The following is a 17,949-nucleotide window of genomic DNA, read 5'->3' as shown; positions in this document are numbered from 1 at the left end:
TAAAATTAGACCAACAAACGTAACGGTAAGCGGTGTGAATGTGCCTAATAAAGGGCAAATCAGGACATTTAAGCTGCTTTTGGGGCAATGTCGTAAACAGCCCGTTTATTGTCTCATATCACCCTTTTGATTCCTGGAAGAACGAATACCTTTGTGAAGTGATGATGATTGATGCGTGTGATAACATCTATCAGGTTTCGTCATTTTTACCGGCAATATCAAGTCTTTCACCGGTAAAACGATGATGCTGGCCGGAAAGTTTTTTGATTAGTGTAGGTCATCTATATCTTTGAAGAAAGATTGCCACTTTTCACCACAACGATCTGAAAGTCCCGGTAGAAAGAAAGTCTATGTAAGTCGTCATCCAACTAGAAATCTATTTACGTTTCCAAACAAGTATTATGCATACGTCCAGAAAAGCCGCTATTAGTTTTATTTTCGTCACGCTGCTAATTGACATTATGGGATGGGGATTGATCATTCCCGTAATGGCAGATCTTATTGCCCAGTTAAAACATATCCCGGTTAACCAGGCCAGCACCTATGGAGCATTGTTATTATCCGTTTTTGCGATTGCGCAGTTTTTGTTTGCACCAGTAATCGGCAACCTGAGTGATAGATACGGACGTCGTCCTGTTTTATTATTGTCTTTATTTGGCTTCGGGGTGGACTATATCATCCTGGCGCTGGCTCCGGCCTATGGCTGGTTATTTGTAGGACGGGTGATTGCCGGTATTACAGGCGCCAGTTTTACCACCGCTACTGCCTACATTGCGGATGTGAGTACAGATGAAACATCCAGGGCCAAGAATTTTGGGTTGATTGGTGCTGCTTTCGGTCTTGGTTTTGTGCTGGGACCTGCACTGGGAGGCTTGCTCGCCCACTGGGGTATCCGGGCTCCTTTCTATGCTGCCGCCGCACTTTGCCTGTTGAATTGTTTGTATGGTTACTTTTTCTTACCTGAGTCACTCAGTAAAGAAAACAGACGTCCATTTGAATGGAGAAGGGCTAATCCACTTGGTTCGCTGAAATTTTTAACCCAACATAAAGAAATAGGCGGACTGGCATTTAGCTTTTTCCTGATTTACCTGGGCGCCCAGGCAGTACAGGGCAACTGGAACTTCTTTACGATCTATCGTTTCAACTGGAGCGAGACGATGGTGGGTATTTCCCTGGCTGTGGTAGGCGTGCTGGTAGGCGCTGTGCAGGCTGGGTTAACGAGGGTCGTTAATCCTAAAATCGGTAACGAAAAAAGTATTTACCTGGGATTATCACTTTATACCCTGGGACTCGTCCTGTTTGCTTTTGCCACACAGGGCTGGATGATGTTTGCTTTCCTGATCCCTTACTGCTTGGGAGGTATCTGCGGACCCTCACTGCAATCAGTTATATCAGGCCATGTGCCACCTAATCAGCAAGGGGAGCTGCAGGGCGCACTCACCAGTTTAATGAGTCTTACTGCCATTATAGGCCCATTGATGATGAATGGTACGTTTGCTTATTTCACTTCGGCGAAAGCGCCATTCTATTTCCCTGGCATACACTTTTTAATTGGTGCCGTGTGCATGTTGCTCAGCATCATTATTACGTATAAGGTATTGAACCGGGAAAAAATAACCCGTCCTGAGTTGTTGGGGGTGATTAAAGGGAGCGAAGAATTAAAAGGTACACCAATGCACTAAGGATTGGTGGATTCATTATAAACAAGCGGCCTTCCAATGATCCGATTGGAGGGCCGCTTTTTTTGTTTTATTGTTAACTATCAGAGGGAACACAAAACGCTCAGCAGTGCCGGGAGAATTTAATGCATTAGGAGCACCGATCATTATAGTCAATATTACCTTTTCATTATGTAGAATATGCCGATGCTATGCTTAGCACCCGCTTAGCACCTATAGAAGCAGTGCAGTAGAGGTGGACTTGATGCGGGGGTGAGTTCCGGATGTATAACCCCGATGAAATTGAATCAGCAGACGGATAGAGGTGAGAAATGGCCATAGCAGGGCCGCTTCAGTATCAGGCTGTAGCTGCGGGAAGGGATATACTATTGAAAGGAAGCAGGTATAAGGGGTTTATTGATCAAAATATCTCCAGGGGCAAGGAAAGGTTTATTCCAGTTGAATGAGAGATGGATGTGTGCGTGGCCAGGTAAGTTTGGGAAGCAATTTCGTCCGCTTTGGATACGTACGTTTATGAGCATATTTGGGTACCTGTGGTGCTGCCACTGCAATAATATCTGCGGCCATATATTGCCTGTTGCCCGATGGGCCGTCTTTGTACATGGCTCTTACCTGGAAAACGACTACCAGTGAACCTTCCCCGGGTACATCCAGCGAAACATTTGTTTCCTGGAAAGTAGTATCCGGATCTACCATTAGGGTAACCGTTTCGCTACCCGCCACCTGGCGAGATCTAAAATCAATGCGCGTAGCGATCACTTTTACTTCCAGCGCAGTAATACCTTGATACCCGGTGATGGTTTGTGCGGGAATATGTAATATGCCGTTGCTGAAAAGCCGGGGAGCCACCGGGAAAAAACGATCTATTCCGGTATGCTGATTGAAGCGAAAGCCAGTTAGGGATTCGTGATGATCGCCGGCAGCAATGAGTAGTTTGTTGAGCCGATTGATGTGGCCGCCGTCACAGTGGATATCCAGGTGGGGGTAGCAAGCTTTACGGATAAAAGCGGCTTTCCTGCTGGCGATGCCAAAGCGCCGGGATGCGCGACGGGTAGCAGCCGTTTGCTGCACGCTTTGAGGCATGGAGCGCAGGAAGTATTGGCCATTGCGCTTATACCCAATGAGATTGCCGAGTTTTCCCGTAAAGGAAATAACAGACATTTGTTTTGCCATGGGAGATTATTTTGATTACTATAAATATAACATAATCCGGGGAACCTGTTTTCGGGCAAGATTGAAGATTAACTAAAGGGAGTGTATGGCGTATTGTATAATATTCAAAGCTAGTGCAGTGGGTATTTGAGAATGACAAATGCGAATGTATGGGCATTTAGAGGATATTGAAAAAAGACATGCCCCCTTTTTCAACCTGATCAGCATTTAACCTGATCAGCATTTAGACGGCTGGCAGTTATAAGATTTGGCAACTTTTGTGTATTTTAATGCTGACGAAGAATTGATATGAATATTTAAAACACAGCAGTTTATGGGTACTGTAGCCATCCCCTTTGCGGTTGACATTAAAAAGGTGCAGCAGGTTTTTGGATCAAAAGACCGGGAACTGCTGGATAAAATTAAAACAGCTAAACTATATAAGCATTATTCAAGTGATGATAGTACCCCTGCTGAATATCGGTATGATTTTGACCAACTCCTGGAAGACATTGTATTTAAATATATCCCACCTGATGAAAGGAAAGTATCCACCGGTTTTTTAGGGATGTTTAAATCGCCTCCGGATACCGGGTTGAATAAAAAAATGGGTTATGCTTATGGCTATGTACTGCTGGTGATTTGTGATTATTTAGGCACCCATTTAATGCCTCAGTGCGATGGATTTTATTATGGGCGGGATTGGGATGCTGCCTGTGAAATACTGAATGAAAATGGGTTGACCATTAACCTCAGTAAGATTTTTGAGGCGCAGCCCATTTTCGATATTCCTATTTCAATAGATGATTTTCCTGCCATCAGCAGCTTGTCAAAGGAAGAAATTGCTCATATTTACGAGGTGTCCAAAAAGATTGAAATAGATGAAGCCGCCGCTGATATGAATAATAATGATTTCGATGAAGTACAGGTGATGTTAAAGGATATCCGGAATAGTATCAGCACCTGCTATGAAGCGCAGCTTGATTTCGTATCTTTTGCGCACTAAAGTATTTTTAGAGGGAATATTTATTTTTGAAATATCATGTCAGACTTATTCAGTGATTTGTACAATACGCTCAATATTACCCGGCACGCGGAAACGGAAACACTCTCACTGGTTAGCCTCTATGAATCTGGTTATCTACTTCACTTAGATACACAAAAGGTCACTTATCTTGGCAGTTTTTACGGAAACCCAGCTTGTGGATTAATCAGTCATGATTGCAATTGGGTTGTCATCGGAGGAGCACACCTGGTTGTCTGGAACCAGGGCGTAATAACCGAAGTCCCGCTCAAATGGATCTCCGCGCTTCGTCAGATAGACAAGGACAAAGTCCACATTTTAACGGATCCCTGGGACCCCGGATGTGCTATCTGGGAACTTGATGTTACATCGCTGGAGCTGCAAAAAATAAAACCATTTACCGATTATCTCGGGCGGCAATATACGGAGGAGGTGATCTGGTAAGTAATAAACGTCAATCCAGTCTTACTTCGCCGAACCCCTCTCCACACTTTTAATATCTTCCTCTCTGTTCTTTTTAAAATCAAAATGATTAAAAGCAGGTGTGCTGGGTACTTGTATCGTATAGCTGTCCAGCAATGATATCTCTACGGTAATGTCGTTGGTGATCAGGTCTACGATATGTCCGCCTGCATCTTTCTGGTCGGATAGATAATGAAAATGATAGCCGGAGATATTGGTATTGTCCATGTACACAGGTAAACGATATCCAATGAGATCGCCGCTGCTTTCTTTGTATTCGAAGAAATGCTGGCGGTTCAGCATGCCCGCGAGCTGCGGATAGGGTTGTTCATTTACCGGCGGGAAAGCCCGTGTTTTGATATACTGAAATTTACCTTTTATATGGATGGCGTACATGCCATTTGCATTGGGCATGAGGCTGTCCAGGTAGTGGTAGAAGTCGGTCTTGCTCATATTTTTTCGTACATGCAGCACCGTATTTGCCTCGAAGTAATTGACCATGCAGAAAGGAACCAGGTCCTGCGAATGCGGCATTTCAAAAGTTTTGCCGCTGGACTGTGTCTGGTAGAACTTTCCGTTTAGCACCATGATTTCTCCGTCCAGTTTATCCGGCGCGCCCAGGCCAAAATCTCCTTTTGTTTTTAAAGAGTCGATGGAGTAGAAGCCGTCATATAAGCCACCCATTAATCCGCTGGCTACGCCGGCTGTAAAAAGGTGGTGATGATCAGGATGAAAAGTAGTATCCTGTTTGTTGGCAGTTGCGGTTGCAAATGCTGGTAATACCAGTAAAAGAACCATTATTTTGTAATAAATTCCTTTTGTATGTTGCATAAGTAATGTCGGAAGAAATGTAAGAAAACCGGCCATAGCGGCCTGAAACAAGGTACTAAGTTATATGTTTATAAATTACTATAAAAATAAACGTTCGTTATTTCTACAGGAATTTCGTTAATTAAAGGATGATTTCAACAAAATCTATAGAAACCTATGCTTGAAAATATTTCATCGGGGCAACCGGCCGCCCCGCGAAAATTACATATCCGTATTATTACCAACCTCACCTTTTGGGTGCTGATCGCCATTATTGCCGGCATATTGCTGGGCAGCCTGGCGCCCGCCACTGCCGTGAAAATGGAAATTATCGGCAAAACCTTCATCGATATCATCAAGCTGTTTATAGCACCAATCATATTTCTGACCATCGTTTTAGGAATCAGCGGCATGGACGACCTGAAAAAGGTGGGACGAATAGGGGTGAAGTCGCTCGTTTATTTTGAAGTTGTATCCACCATTTCCCTGGCAGCAGGAGTGCTGATGGCGCTATTGATTCAGCCGGGAAAAATTGATAAGTCCAGGTTACAGGTCCAGAATGCGTCTAAATATACTTCCGGGGCAACGGAAAGTTTTGATTGGTTGAACTTCTTCCTGAATAACCTCACGCTGCAGGTGCTGCTGGGGGCTATCGTCATTGGTATTCTGTTAAATTATTCCCGGCACCGCTATAAAGTTATTATAGGGCTGAGTAAACTATCCAAACTGGTTTTTAAAGCATTGAAATATGTGATGTACCTGGCGCCATTAGGTGCTTTTGGTGGCATGGCTTATACCATCGGTAAATTTGGTTTGCATACGCTGGTACCGTTAGCCAAACTAATGGGAACTGTTTATCTCACCATGGCCATTTTTGTTTTCCTGGTGCTGGGAAGTATTTTGAGGTATTATAAGATGAGCATCTGGAAGTTCCTCAAATACATCCGGGAAGAGCTGTTGCTGGTATTGGGTACTTCTTCTTCAGAATCTGCATTGCCTTCTATTATGCTGAAGCTGGAGAAAATGGGCTGCAGTAAATCGGTGGTGGGACTGGTGGTTCCTACCGGCTACTCTTTTAATCTGGATGGTACTTCTATTTATTTGTCGATGTCGGTGATTTTTATTGCGCAGCTATATGATGTACACCTGAGTATCGGGGAAATGCTCAGCATTATAGGGATACTGATGGTGACTTCCAAAGGGGCAGCGGGCGTAACGGGCAGTGGGTTTATTGTGCTCGCATCTACCTTAACAGCCATACATAAAATCCCGGTGGAAGGATTAGCCTTTTTATTGGGGGTAGACAAATTTATGAGTGAAGCCCGGGCCATCACCAATATTATAGGCAACGGGGTAGCAACGATTGTCATTGCAAAAAGTGAAAAGGAATTTCATCCGGAAGCAGCTACCGCACCCGAGTATGCGGATGCAGCTTAGTAGATAGTTTATAAAATATTTTTTAATTTCAGGACATGGGGGATCGTCCGGTTCAGTTTGCAACAGGTACTTATGTGGGTGAAAAGGTGAAAGAGCGTATGTTTGGGGGTATTCACACCAGCGAAACATCTTTCGCTGCGGATATGTCATCGGAGTGGCACTATCATGTTAATCCGCATTTTTCACATATCATTACCGGCGGCAGCAAAGAAGTCAGAAAGGACGGGGCATACCGACAGTTTGCCGGCACCGGATTGTACTATCACCCGGGTGTGCCTCATCAGAATGTTGATTACCTCTCCGGCACCCGCATCTTCAACATTGAACCGGGGGAAGCGTTTTTTAAAACCTATGGATTGTCGCATCCTCCTGCTTCCCTGATGTTTGGTCATAACACCCAGCTGAATACCGGTGGTATTATGAAGATGCTGAAAGAACATTACCTGAACGATACTGACTCGGAAATTGCTATTGCGCAGTTGTGTATTGAGCTGCTACATCCCTATAAAGATGATTTTCGCTGTTTCCCGGAGTGGACAGAAAAGATAAAAACCATTATGTATGATCATTGGAATGTGCCGCTGTCGCTGCCCTTTCTGGCGGAACAGCTGGGACTTCATCCGGTTAGTATTTCCCGGTATTTTTCCAAATATTTTGGCTGTTCTGCAGGTGAATATCTCAGGAAGATAAAAATAGAAAAAGCTATTTCCATGATCAGAACAAATGATCAATCCCTCACCAGCATCGCCTATGAATGCGGTTTTACAGACCAGGCGCATTTCACTAAAACCTTCCAGCGGATTACCGGATTACTGCCCCGTCAATACAGGAATATCTGACCGGGCAGGTTAATTGCATACAATTTCGGGGGAGCAGGGCCCGCTACCTTTGCAGGATAATCATTTGATGTATGCAAAGTGAATCTCCTTTTAAAAAAATGAATAGTGCAACATGGTTGTTGCTGATAGCAGGAATGTTGTTTGCCGGTCATCTGCAGGCGCAGCAAAGCAACCCTCAGCTCCGGCAGCTTTTTGACAGCTATTATGAAGCAAGAATGGAGCTTTTTCCGTTGGAGGCTACCGCTGCGGGCTACCATCAATACGACAATAAACTGGCTATTGAAGGAGGTGCACCCAATATCGCGGCTACCGCTACATTTTACAGGAAGTATTTGGGAGAATTGAAAAAATATGACCGGACAGCATTGACGGAAGCAGACCGGATTTCTTATGATATACTGGTCTATACAATTAATACGGGCCTGGAATCTTTAGCCTTACACCTGGAATATATGCCGATGAATCAGTTTGTATCTACTCCGCTGGAACTGGCAGCACTGGGGGCAKGTAGCGGCGATCAKCCATTTAAAACAGTGGTGGATTATGAGCGCTGGTCAGAGAGAATGCTGGCCTTCATGGAATGGACAGATACCTGCATCGCCAATTTCAACAAAGGTATTCGTGCAGGAATGGTACTGCCCAAGGCATTGGTAATAAAAATGATTCCTTCCCTGGAAGCGTTGGCGGAAAAAGATACTGCGAAAAATATATTTTATAAACCGTTATCACAGTTTCCGGCATCTTTTAGTGCCGCTGAAAAGCAACGGCTGACCGCCTTGTATCACCGGGTGATTGCCAACAATATGTGTCCGGCTTACGGGAAGCTGGCTACTTACCTGAAAGACATCTATCTGCCCGCAGCGCAAACCCATGCCGGGTTAAATGCCATCCCCGGAGGGAAGAGGATCTATCAGTACTGGGTGCGTTCCTTTACCACCTCACCGGAACTTATGCCGGAACAAATTTTTGCCACGGGGCTGGCAGAAGTGGCCAGGATCAGAAAAGAGATGGAGCTGGTGCAGCAGCAGGAAGGGTTTAAAGGTTCCTTGCCCGCGTTTTTTGCCTACCTGAAAACAAATCCCCGCCTGATGCCTTTTAAAACGCCGGAAGAGGTGCTGCAGGCTTACCAGGATATCTATGACAGGGTACAACCTCATTTAAAAGAACTATTCGGACGGCAGCCTGCCACACCAATGAACATCCGTCGGGTGGAAGCCTATCGGGAGGCCGCATCAGGAGGCCCTTTCTATATAAAGGGCAACCTCGATGAAGGCCGGCCCGCTATCCTGTATGTGCCGGTACCCGATGCCCGCAAAATCAATGTTACCTTTTATGGTATGGAAGCTACTTTTTTGCATGAAGCCATACCCGGGCATCATTTCCAGATAGCTATACAGCAGGAAAATAAGGAGATCCCCGCATTTCGCCGGCAACCAACTTTCAGCGCCTACTTTGAAGGCTGGGCTTTATATGTGGAGTCGTTAGGGGAACAGTTGGGGTGTTATAAAGATCCATATCAGAAAATGGGGGCGTTGAACAACGAAATTCACCGGGCCATCCGATTAGTATTGGATGTAGCCATTCATACCGGCAAAATGACCCGCGAAGAAGCGATTGCTTATATGATGGCCAACGAATCTGTCAGTGAAAGCATTGCTACCGCTGAAGTAGAACGGTACATGGCCATGCCGGGACAGGCACTGTCTTATAAAACCGGTGAAATGAAGTTAAAGGCACTGAAGACGAAATTAGCTTTACAGCTGGGAGATAAATTCAGCCTGATTAAATTTCATGATGCACTGCTGAAGTACGGAGACATGCCCTTGCAGGTGCTGGAGGATTATATGAATAACTGGGCGGCCGCCTACTGAAATATCAAGCKAAAGCCTCTCTGAACTACTGTCCAGAGAGGCTTTTCCGTAAGATGATACATTACTTACTCATACCCATTCTTCAGGAGCAGCACTGCTCCTGGTTTGGCTGTCAGCTCCAGGAAGCCATCGCCGTTATTCTTAATTTCAAATCCCTTATTGCTGGCGGCAAAATAGGTTTTAAACGGCAGCTTCAACCGCGTACGACCGCCTTTCTCTGCTACTATTTTTACTTCAGTTACCTGTCCATCTTTCTTTGCACTCAACAAAAAGGCACCTTCTGCGCGCAGGTTTTCAAACGATACATCGTTCCAGGAAGCAGGGATAGCGGGCATGATGGCGATGAAGCCGGCATAACTCTGTAACAGCATTTCCTGTAATCCCGCCGCAAAAGCAAAGTTGCCTTCGAGCGTAAAGGGACGGTACTGAAATTTGGATAAGCCTGTTTTGGTTTGATCTCCATTCAGGTGAAAGCTGTTGATAGAACAAAAAGCCCTGGCAAAGATCTGTAAGTCTTTGGCGGCGCCTTCTCCATCTTTGGCCCTGGCTTTCAGGTTGGCCATCCAGGAGTAGGAGTAACCGCACCAGTAATCCGGGCCAATGCTATCAGTAAGATGAATAGAGTTTTTGATGATGGCTTGTGCCCGGGCACCATCTTCCCAACGGATAATGCCCAGCGGATGAATCGCCATCATATGGGAGAAGTGGCGGTGCGACTGATTGTACGCCATTGTTGGCGCGAACATCAGTTCCTGGTTAGCAGTGAGTGCGAAATCATCAAATTCCGCCAGTATCTTATTCCAGTGGGCTGCTTCACTGGTCAATTTTAATTCAGTAGCCAGTTCTGCGGCTTTGCTGAAAGTGAATTTCATTAGGGCCAGGTCATAGTTGGTGTTTTGTGGAAACCAGGCATCCAGGCTGTTATCATTTATTTCAGGACTGGAGCTGATTTTCAGTTGCCGGTGTCCATCTGCATTTTTTACGGTAATGCTTTCGAGGAAGGTGGCAGCGCCTTTCAGCCAGGGATATGCTTTCTCTTTCAGAAACCGTTGATCCATGCTGTAACGCCATTGCAGGTAATAATGCTGGGCCAGCCATGATGATACCGTAGGAGAGAGGGAATATTGTATCCAGCCGCCCATTTCCGTACCATCGAGGGTGGTTACACCGGGGACGGCAATACCGGCGGCGCCGAAATAAGTTTTCGTATAGCGTTGGTAGTTAGCTTTATTTTTTTCGAGGTGATTTAAATATCCCATGGCTTCTTCGAGATGGTTGGCACTATAGGAAGGCCAGTAGCTCAGCTGGGTATTCAGGTCATGGTGATAATCTCCTTTCCAGGGGGCGATGCGGCCGTTGTCGGCGGTCCATACGGCCTGCAGGGAAATAGGTGGGGCATCTTTGCGGGCGGCCGCGCCAAACTTATATTGTTCCAGGTACCACTGTTTTTCCAGCAGGGTATCGGGTACATGGATGGCAGACTTGCTCCAGAAGCGTTGCCACCAGCTGCTATGTGTGGCCAGTTGCCGGGTGAAGTCGGTGGTGGCTGCAGCGGCAGTTACTTTGTCTGCCTTCGCATTAACTGGTTGACCGGGATACTGCGAGGAAATACTCCATACGCCTTCTATGGTGGTGGCATTTATTTTCTTCCAGCGTACATTGATATCATAGGTAAATCCATTCCAGCCAGCCTGGTGATAGGTGATACTGTTACCGGTTTTTACAATGCTGCCCTGTTGATAGCCCAGCCTGGATAAGTCATCTCCACCTACGGGGTCGCCGCTATTGGTAACGGCTCCCTGGTATTGAGGGGCTAACAGTTGCGGTACTACGTCAGCGCTCACATTTTCAAAGCGGAACCATCCCAACGGCTTATCTGCTGCTACAAAGGTTTTTAGCCGTGCGCCATTGGCCCAGTGCACTTCACACAGGGCATTGGAAAGCGTAAGATGTACTGATTGTACGGCTCCCCAGCTTTTAGTATCAAACTCCAGGGCGCCTCCGGGAATTTTGGAAGGAGCTGGTTCCCGGTCATAGGGAGCGTCAAAATATTGTTGTACCGGTGTATAATCTTTTTTGTTTACCTGGCCTATGACCCACTGATAGCTGAACTCTTTACGATGCAATCCCTTCATGGGCCGCATGTCCCACAGATCGGCCCTGTCGAGCGAAAACCGCAGGTGGTCGCCTTTTTGCCAGATCAGGGCTCCCAGCACACCATTACCTAATGGTACGGCTTCATCCCAGCGGGGGGCCAGTTTATCAAATTGCATATCATGGGGAGACGATTGACTGTAAGTGGTCATTGTGACAACGCACAATGCCAGGGACATCATTAACTTGTTCATCTGTTCTGTTTAATAGGACTACTATATAGGTCCAATTTAACAGGAATAATTAATATTTTCCGGAAAATAAAGGAAGCCTGGAATGTAAGGGCAGGTACACTGTGGGCCAGGAATGGCTATCGGGATGAGGTTATTGATAATATTGACGATTGCCGGTCATCTGTTCACCTTTCTTTAATCCAGTACAAACCTGTATCCAACTCCCTTGATGGTGAGTATCTGGAGGCTTTCATCATCTTTTAAACAGGTACGCAGGCGGGTAATATATACATCGAGGTTACGGCTGTTAAAAAAGGAATCATGCCCCCAAAGCAGGTCGAGTATACTTTTTCTATCGATGATGCCATCACGTTTTTCATATAATAGGCGGAGCAATTCACTTTCCCGGTAAGAGAGTTTCTTTTCTTCGCTGCCACTGATCAGCACCTGCCGCTTTGTATAAAACAGGAACTTGCCTATTTTGATTTGATCCGCCGGAGGAGTGTTGGTTTTAGGTGTTTTGCGTAGTACATTTTCGATACGCACAATCAGTTCTTCCATACTGAAAGGCTTGCGGATATAATCATTGCCGCCCATTGTAAAGCCTTTTACGAGATCGGCAGTTTGTGTTTTGGCGGTGAGGAACAGGATCGGTACTTCAGGATTGATGGCACGAATTTCTGCGGCGACTTCAAATCCATCCTTGTTGGGCAGCATTACATCTAATACGCATACAGTAGGGTTTACCTGTTTGAACAGCGACAGCACGTTATCACCGTCACTTTCCATGATTACTTCAAACCCTCTGCGCTGCAGACTTGTCTTCACAATTTTACCCAACGACAATTCATCTTCAACGTATAAAATTCTAATGCTCATCTCATATTTTTTTAAACTTTACAATCCGGCGGTTTTTATCGTAGTAAACTACCGGAGCTTCTGCAAAAGGAAGTTTCACGGAGAAAGTACTGCCTTTACCTAATTCACTGTCTACCTCAATAAAGCCCATATGGCGTTGTACAATATGCGATACATAGCTTAGTCCAAGTCCATACCCTTTTATATTATGACGGTTACCATTGGGTATCCGGAAGAATTTTTCAAAGATTTTAGTTTTGTATTCCTGTGCAATGCCTATACCGTTGTCGACTACACGTATTTCAAGATATTGTTTATGATCAACGATATGAACAAGGATATTCGGATTCTTGGTGCTGTACTTTAAAGCATTGTCCAGCAAATTATATAATACACTTGTCAGGTGTAATTTGTCGGCTGTAATAATGAAATTGTTACCGGTTGTTTGCAGGGCCGTAACGGTCAGTTGTCTTTCGAATTGCAGCTTCATAGATGCCAGCACGCCTCTGGCCAGCGCCCGGACATCAAACTGTTCTTTGTTCAGGGCAATCTCCCTGTTTTCAAACATCGATAATTTCAGCACCTTATCTACCAGTAAACCCAGTCGTTGTATTTCCTGCGCGGATATATCCAGGTATTCGTTGGTGGTTTCCCGGTCATCCAACGCATCAAAGCTCCTTAATGCCTCAATAGCTACGCTTACGGTGGCAATGGGGGTTTTCAGCTCATGGGTCATATTACTGATGAAATCGTTCTTGAGCTGGGCCAGCTTTTGTTGCTGTTTCAGATTTCTATATAAAAGTAAAAAGGAAAAAATGGTGACGCCCAACAGGAGTACCGAAACCAGTATAGGTTGACTGATACGCCTTAACAGGTACCAGGTATTGTTTTGAAATAATACCTGGTAGCTCAATGGCCGGGTAAAGCCAATAGTGACCACATTATCTTCGAAGTCATCGGGGAAGGTCCTGAAATATCTGCCTGTATCTACGGGGATGACTTTAATAGCAAAATCAGTGTTGATCTTTTCCCGCTCCAGTGCGGTATGATATCGGTCAGTAATTTCTTTTACGGTAATAGAATCACGCAGGGAATCCACTCCTGCCAGGAAATCATATACCCTTACCGTCTGAGCTGGCCTGGTGACAGCATATTGTACATTGAAAGAATCTCTGTCGGGGAAAGGAGGCTCTTTTAGTGCCACCATCATGGCTGTGGGCATGGTGGGCAAGGCAGGCATGGACACACCAGCCATGGATACACCTGCCACGGCAGGTACACCAGGAATGGCAGTCGCATCAGCCATGGGAGACATGCCGGACACCCTATTCAAAGCGACTCTTGGCATGGTAGAGTCCCGGTATCTCTCCGTCAGCACATTTGAAAAGCGCATCACACCTTGTCTGTCCTGTATACGCAGACTTATATTGGAGTCCAGTTTCAGCTTGGCAGCCTGCAATCGAAAAATCGTTTCCCTGAAAAGAATATTGGTGCGGCTGGTAAACAACTTCTCCTCTTCGCGATAATTCTTGCTCAGCCAGTAAGCCTGGAAAGCACTAATCAGCAGGATTGTTAACGCAATCAAAAAAGCAGTAACCGGTATGGAAAGTTTGTAGCGCATGTGTTGATAGTAATAGCAATACTAAGACAAATGTATCGTTTACTTTCCTCCTGTAGTAAGAACATTAACCTAAATTAACATTAAGTAAAGGCATGTTAACCTCCGTTGCAGCAGGAAGGGAATAGCTTTATTCCTTAAATGGTAATGGTATGAAAAAACTAATTTTAACATTTTCTATGGGATTACTGCTGCTTACTGCACATGCGCAGCAAAAACAGGGCAGGGTATTGTATGAACGCACCATACAAATGGACCTGCATATAGAGGGACTGGCACCCGCAAACGATGGACCGGCATTGCCCCGGTCACATAAGGATAAGCTGGAGGTATTGTTTGGCAATGACCAGTCACTTCGCCGTACAATGGACGAAGAAATGCCCGAGGAGTTCAGCGAACGCGCAGGAGTCATGCACGCCACCATGATGGTAGGAGATGCTGCCGATGTTACCTATAATAATTTCGCTACAGGACAGGTGATTGATCAACGGGAATTTGGTGCAAAGAATTATATCGTGACAGACAGCATCCACAAACTAAACTGGAAACTCACCGGCAAAACGTCCACCATTCTCAACTATCCCTGCCAGGAAGCTGTAGCACAGCTTATTGGTAAACGCGCCGTCATCCGTATGGAAAATGATCAGCTGAAAACAGAAGAAGTGCCTGACACTTCCAGCATCGTTGCCTGGTTTACACCCACCATTCCGGTACCTGCCGGCCCGGAATACCAGGGACAACTACCTGGTCTGATCCTCGGCATCAATATCAACGATGGCCGCACCATTTACACCGCTATAGAAGTATCCGGGAAAACAGATGTAGCTGCCATTAAAGCGCCTTCCAAAGGAAAGAAAGTGACCGTTGCCGCGTTTAACAAAGAACGGGATAAGATGATTGCAGAAATGCAACGGAATGGAGGAGGGAGAATGGGCGTGATGAGCACCAGGCAGTAAATGTATTCAGCACATAAAAAAGGCTCCGTAAATATTTTTACGGAGCCTTTTTATATTGTTTGCTTAACGTATCATCTTGATGGCGCGTAGTCCGCTACCCCTGGAAAGACCGTTTTTACTCAGACTATAAGTGAAGCTTAACTGGAAAAAACGTTGCAGATTTTTGGTGCGGCTGTCTTCAATATAATTCTGATTAGTACTGCGGTTAATGCCTACATTTTCATTCAGCAGATCAAAAGCACTGAACTTGAGTTCTCCTCTGTTGAAGCGCAGGAATTGACGGCTGAAAGATGCATTCCACAAAGGTACATTGGTATTGTAACCATTTGCCCGGCGGCTGTTAATGGTATAAGTAAAGTTGGTGGAGAAATAAAAATCAGCAGGTAGCTGCCAGTTGATTTCACCTTCATACTGCTGCGAAAAGTAGCCGGTGTTCAGTGTTGGTTGCAGGGAGTAATCTGTTTTGTAATAATTGAATCCACCGCTAAAGGATACATCTATTTTACTGGAAGGGTTGAGGTCAAAACGTATATTGGGCCCCAGCGAAAACGTGCGGATATTATTGGGCGCGGCATTGATAAACTGTTTTGTTTTGCTGTAACCTACGTTGCTGCCGAAGTTGACGCTGCCTGGAACTAAACGCAGCGGTAAACTCAGGCTGATGGTGCCGGTGATGTTATACACGCCGTTTACGTTTACCGGACGGGTGTGCTTGATACCCAAACTATCTACTACATCATAGTCTACGATCTTATGCTGCGTTTCCTGCAGATTGAAAAAGGCAAAGAGGTTTTTATTCCTGAAAGGATCTACTGCCATAAAACTCAACTGTGCGAGATGTGAAAACTCCTGTTTCAGATAGGGGTTACCTTCCCGGATATTGAGCGGATCCGTGATATCAGGAACGGGTTGCAATTGCGACATGGTAGGCTGATTGGTAATCGCTGTATAGTTGATACTGAGATTGCGGTAACGGGTAAAATTATATTGAAACCGCATTGATGGTAGCAGGTTGTTGAACGTTTTTCGGGCAAGAGAATCCTTTGTGCCCGCCATGATCTTCCCTTCCAGGGCGGCCTGCTGCCAGTTGAGGCCCGCCGCTAAACTGAATTTTTGTTGCCTGGTACGTATCCGGAACCCTGCATTCGTATAGCCGTACGTGTTTTCGAAATCATTGGTAAGGTCTGTGTTCAGGTGATCGAACTTGCCCGTACTATGATTGTAATCATAGGTAACTTTATCTGCTGTACTGCGGGTATTGCTTCTACCCAGGCTGAATTCAAGCAGCGACCTTTTAAATAACGGTTCCGTATATACGGCACGCACATTATAACTCTTCATGTCGCCTTTGATGGTGTTGTGTTGATAGATGGAATCAAATTCCGGTTTGCGATTATAAAAGTGATTCACGGAAAGCAGGCTGCCATTGCTTTCTGTATTATTGAAGCTGGTTTGCAGCCCGAGTGAAAATGTTCTTCCTTTGCGTTGAAACCTTTTGCGGTACAATAGGTCACTGCTAACATTGCTGCCTTTTCCGGAAGATTGGTTGTTACTGAAGCCTTCATTCGCCAGCTGTTGATCTTCGGTCAGTGTTTTATAGTTGTTTTGACTACTGTTGCGATTTTCCTGGTAGCCGGCAGAAGCGGTTATCTTAAGCGATTGGGAAGAATCTATCTGGATATCGGCACTCACATTAGCCCGATGTGTGTTGTTCACATTATTGCTGTTGGTATGTTGCTGGTAGAAGTAGGAGGAGTCGGGCAGGAAATACTGTCGCTGTACATCACTTTCCTGTTGGGGGTTATAGTGGTTGTAGAAGTAGTTACTGGTAAAGTCGATCTTTTTGCCAATGATGTTATTGTAATTTAATCCACCACCGCCCACGGTTTTAATGCCACTACTGTTGCCGCCGCCCATTACGGCAGAAACAGGATCTTCTGCATTGACCGTGAAGCTGGCATTGCCACTTTGTTGCATACGACTTAGTTCCCCGTTAAAATTCATCATGTCCATAAAAGAGAAGCCTTCTGCATTGGTGTTGTTTGCCATACCTATGGCAGACAGCTGCCGGGCGCCTTTAAAAGAGTTGAGATTGAATTTTCCATCATAGCGGTCGTTGGTACCACCGCCGGCTGTAGCTTTTCCGAACCAGCCTTTCTTTTTGTCCTGCTTTAGTTTCAGGTTGATGGTCTTTTCACTGTTGCCATCGTCAAAACCGGTTAACTGTGCGGCATCACTCATTTTGTCATATACCTGCACTTTGTCTACGGCGTCTGCAGGCAGATTTTTGGTGGCGATCTTCGGGTCGGTACCAAAAAACTCTTTGCCATCCACCAGGATGCGTTTTACTTTTTGTCCCTGTGCTTTTACAGTGCCATCCTTTCCCACCTGTATCCCTGGCATTTTTTTGAGGAGTTGCTCCACGTTTGCATTGGGGATCGTTTTAAAAGAACCGGCATTGTACTGCACGGTATCGCCAATTAGCGTGACGGGTGGAGATTCGGCATTCACCACTACCTCATCCAGTGTTCTGTTCAGGTCATGCAGGATGATGGTGGGAAGACGAATGTCTGACTCGCTGGCACTAATGCTAATAGCGCGGCTCACGGGATGATATTTTACATGTGTCACCAGCAGGCGGTATTCCCCGGCGGCGACGCCCGTCAGCTCAAAACTCCCTTTGTTGTTGGTCATGGTGAAGGTCACCAGGGAGGAATCCTTTTTTTTCAACAATGTAATCGTGGCGGATGCCACGGGCTGCTGGGCAATGGTGTCCATGAGCGTTCCTTTGATGGACCCCGTTTTTTGTGCTTGCGCCACAAATGCAAAACAGCAGGCAATCAGCAGTAAGTAATTTTGTTTCATAGTCAGCGTTTACTTCGTAAGTGATAACGAAAGTAGCTGCACTGCTGCCAA

13 protein-coding genes are annotated in these 17,949 nt (G+C 45.6%); 7 read left to right on the top strand and 6 right to left on the bottom strand.

From position 1 onward, the window contains the following. Positions 1 to 401: 401 nt before the first annotated feature. The gene (locus AC1DCV_RS17520) at positions 402 to 1,682 is read left to right on the top strand and encodes a TCR/Tet family MFS transporter (protein ID WP_477024355.1); all 1,281 of its coding nucleotides are present in this window, start codon (positions 402 to 404) and stop codon (positions 1,680 to 1,682) included. Between the two features lie 426 nt (positions 1,683 to 2,108). On the opposite strand, the gene AC1DCV_RS17515 is transcribed toward AC1DCV_RS17520, so the two are convergent. Continuing rightward, entirely contained in the window at positions 2,109 to 2,852 is a 744-nt protein-coding gene (locus tag AC1DCV_RS17515; RefSeq protein WP_477024354.1) for a hypothetical protein, read from the bottom strand. A gap of 313 nt (positions 2,853 to 3,165) precedes the next feature. Between AC1DCV_RS17515 and AC1DCV_RS17510 the strand changes: the two genes are divergently transcribed. Together AC1DCV_RS17510 and AC1DCV_RS17505 are read left to right on the top strand one after the other, a co-directional pair. Beyond that, entirely contained in the window at positions 3,166 to 3,837 is a 672-nt protein-coding gene (locus tag AC1DCV_RS17510; protein ID WP_477024353.1) for a DUF7691 family protein, read from the top strand. A gap of 36 nt (positions 3,838 to 3,873) precedes the next feature. Then, positions 3,874 to 4,299: a hypothetical protein gene (locus tag AC1DCV_RS17505; RefSeq protein ID WP_477024352.1), complete on the top strand. Its 426-nt coding sequence runs from the start codon at positions 3,874 to 3,876 to the stop codon at positions 4,297 to 4,299. A gap of 21 nt (positions 4,300 to 4,320) precedes the next feature. Here the strand turns inward: AC1DCV_RS17505 and budA are convergent, their stop codons facing one another. Beyond that, positions 4,321 to 5,115, bottom strand: coding sequence for an acetolactate decarboxylase (budA, locus tag AC1DCV_RS17500; protein WP_477024351.1), 795 nt, complete (start codon positions 5,113 to 5,115; stop codon positions 4,321 to 4,323). 189 nt (positions 5,116 to 5,304) lie between these two features. Here budA and AC1DCV_RS17495 point away from each other — a divergent pair, with 189 nt between their 5' ends. The 3 genes from AC1DCV_RS17495 (at position 5,305) to AC1DCV_RS17485 (ending at position 9,274) form a co-directional block, all read left to right on the top strand. Continuing rightward, on the top strand, positions 5,305 to 6,564 hold the full coding sequence (locus tag AC1DCV_RS17495; RefSeq protein WP_477024350.1) for a cation:dicarboxylate symporter family transporter: 1,260 nt from the start codon (positions 5,305 to 5,307) through the stop codon (positions 6,562 to 6,564). A gap of 35 nt (positions 6,565 to 6,599) precedes the next feature. Then, complete coding sequence (locus AC1DCV_RS17490) at positions 6,600 to 7,403, top strand: helix-turn-helix domain-containing protein (protein ID WP_477024349.1); 804 nt, start codon at positions 6,600 to 6,602, stop codon at positions 7,401 to 7,403. A 71-nt stretch (positions 7,404 to 7,474) separates the two neighbouring features. Then, positions 7,475 to 9,274, top strand: coding sequence for a DUF885 domain-containing protein (locus tag AC1DCV_RS17485; RefSeq protein WP_477024348.1), 1,800 nt, complete (start codon positions 7,475 to 7,477; stop codon positions 9,272 to 9,274). 65 nt (positions 9,275 to 9,339) lie between these two features. On the opposite strand, the gene AC1DCV_RS17480 is transcribed toward AC1DCV_RS17485, so the two are convergent. The 3 genes from AC1DCV_RS17480 to AC1DCV_RS17470 all read right to left on the bottom strand — a co-directional run bounded on the left by AC1DCV_RS17480 (position 9,340) and on the right by AC1DCV_RS17470 (position 14,080). Beyond that, complete coding sequence (locus AC1DCV_RS17480) at positions 9,340 to 11,622, bottom strand: glycosyl hydrolase family 95 catalytic domain-containing protein (RefSeq protein ID WP_477024347.1); 2,283 nt, start codon at positions 11,620 to 11,622, stop codon at positions 9,340 to 9,342. A 174-nt stretch (positions 11,623 to 11,796) separates the two neighbouring features. Continuing rightward, positions 11,797 to 12,480, bottom strand: a complete 684-nt coding sequence (locus AC1DCV_RS17475; RefSeq protein WP_477024346.1) for a response regulator transcription factor — start codon at positions 12,478 to 12,480, stop codon at positions 11,797 to 11,799. Between the two features lies 1 nt (position 12,481). Next, complete coding sequence (locus AC1DCV_RS17470) at positions 12,482 to 14,080, bottom strand: sensor histidine kinase (protein WP_477024345.1); 1,599 nt, start codon at positions 14,078 to 14,080, stop codon at positions 12,482 to 12,484. Between the two features lie 149 nt (positions 14,081 to 14,229). On the opposite strand from AC1DCV_RS17470, the gene AC1DCV_RS17465 reads away from it, so the two are divergent. Further along, the gene (locus AC1DCV_RS17465; RefSeq protein WP_477024344.1) at positions 14,230 to 15,033 is read left to right on the top strand and encodes a GLPGLI family protein; all 804 of its coding nucleotides are present in this window, start codon (positions 14,230 to 14,232) and stop codon (positions 15,031 to 15,033) included. A gap of 63 nt (positions 15,034 to 15,096) precedes the next feature. Here the strand turns inward: AC1DCV_RS17465 and AC1DCV_RS17460 are convergent, their stop codons facing one another. Next, positions 15,097 to 17,898: an outer membrane beta-barrel protein gene (locus AC1DCV_RS17460; protein ID WP_477024343.1), complete on the bottom strand. Its 2,802-nt coding sequence runs from the start codon at positions 17,896 to 17,898 to the stop codon at positions 15,097 to 15,099. Positions 17,899 to 17,949 lie beyond the last annotated feature (51 nt).

This window comes from Chitinophaga sp. 10T418 (assembly GCF_056394125.1).
This window is presented reverse-complemented; position numbering and strand designations above follow the sequence as displayed.

Bases quoted from the DNA above. Each gene is read 5' to 3' on its own strand.
- AC1DCV_RS17520 (WP_477024355.1), top strand. From the start codon at position 402: ATGCATACGTCCAGAAAAGCCGCTATTAGTTTTATTTTCGTCACGCTG.
- AC1DCV_RS17515 (WP_477024354.1), bottom strand. From the start codon at position 2,852: ATGGCAAAACAAATGTCTGTTATTTCCTTTACGGGAAAACTCGGCAAT.
- AC1DCV_RS17510 (WP_477024353.1), top strand. From the start codon at position 3,166: ATGGGTACTGTAGCCATCCCCTTTGCGGTTGACATTAAAAAGGTGCAG.
- AC1DCV_RS17505 (WP_477024352.1), top strand. From the start codon at position 3,874: ATGTCAGACTTATTCAGTGATTTGTACAATACGCTCAATATTACCCGG.
- budA (WP_477024351.1), bottom strand. From the start codon at position 5,115: ATGGTTCTTTTACTGGTATTACCAGCATTTGCAACCGCAACTGCCAAC.
- AC1DCV_RS17495 (WP_477024350.1), top strand. From the start codon at position 5,305: ATGCTTGAAAATATTTCATCGGGGCAACCGGCCGCCCCGCGAAAATTA.
- AC1DCV_RS17490 (WP_477024349.1), top strand. From the start codon at position 6,600: ATGGGGGATCGTCCGGTTCAGTTTGCAACAGGTACTTATGTGGGTGAA.
- AC1DCV_RS17480 (WP_477024347.1), bottom strand. From the start codon at position 11,622: ATGAACAAGTTAATGATGTCCCTGGCATTGTGCGTTGTCACAATGACC.
- AC1DCV_RS17475 (WP_477024346.1), bottom strand. From the start codon at position 12,480: ATGAGCATTAGAATTTTATACGTTGAAGATGAATTGTCGTTGGGTAAA.
- AC1DCV_RS17470 (WP_477024345.1), bottom strand. From the start codon at position 14,080: ATGCGCTACAAACTTTCCATACCGGTTACTGCTTTTTTGATTGCGTTA.
- AC1DCV_RS17465 (WP_477024344.1), top strand. From the start codon at position 14,230: ATGAAAAAACTAATTTTAACATTTTCTATGGGATTACTGCTGCTTACT.
- AC1DCV_RS17460 (WP_477024343.1), bottom strand. From the start codon at position 17,898: ATGAAACAAAATTACTTACTGCTGATTGCCTGCTGTTTTGCATTTGTG.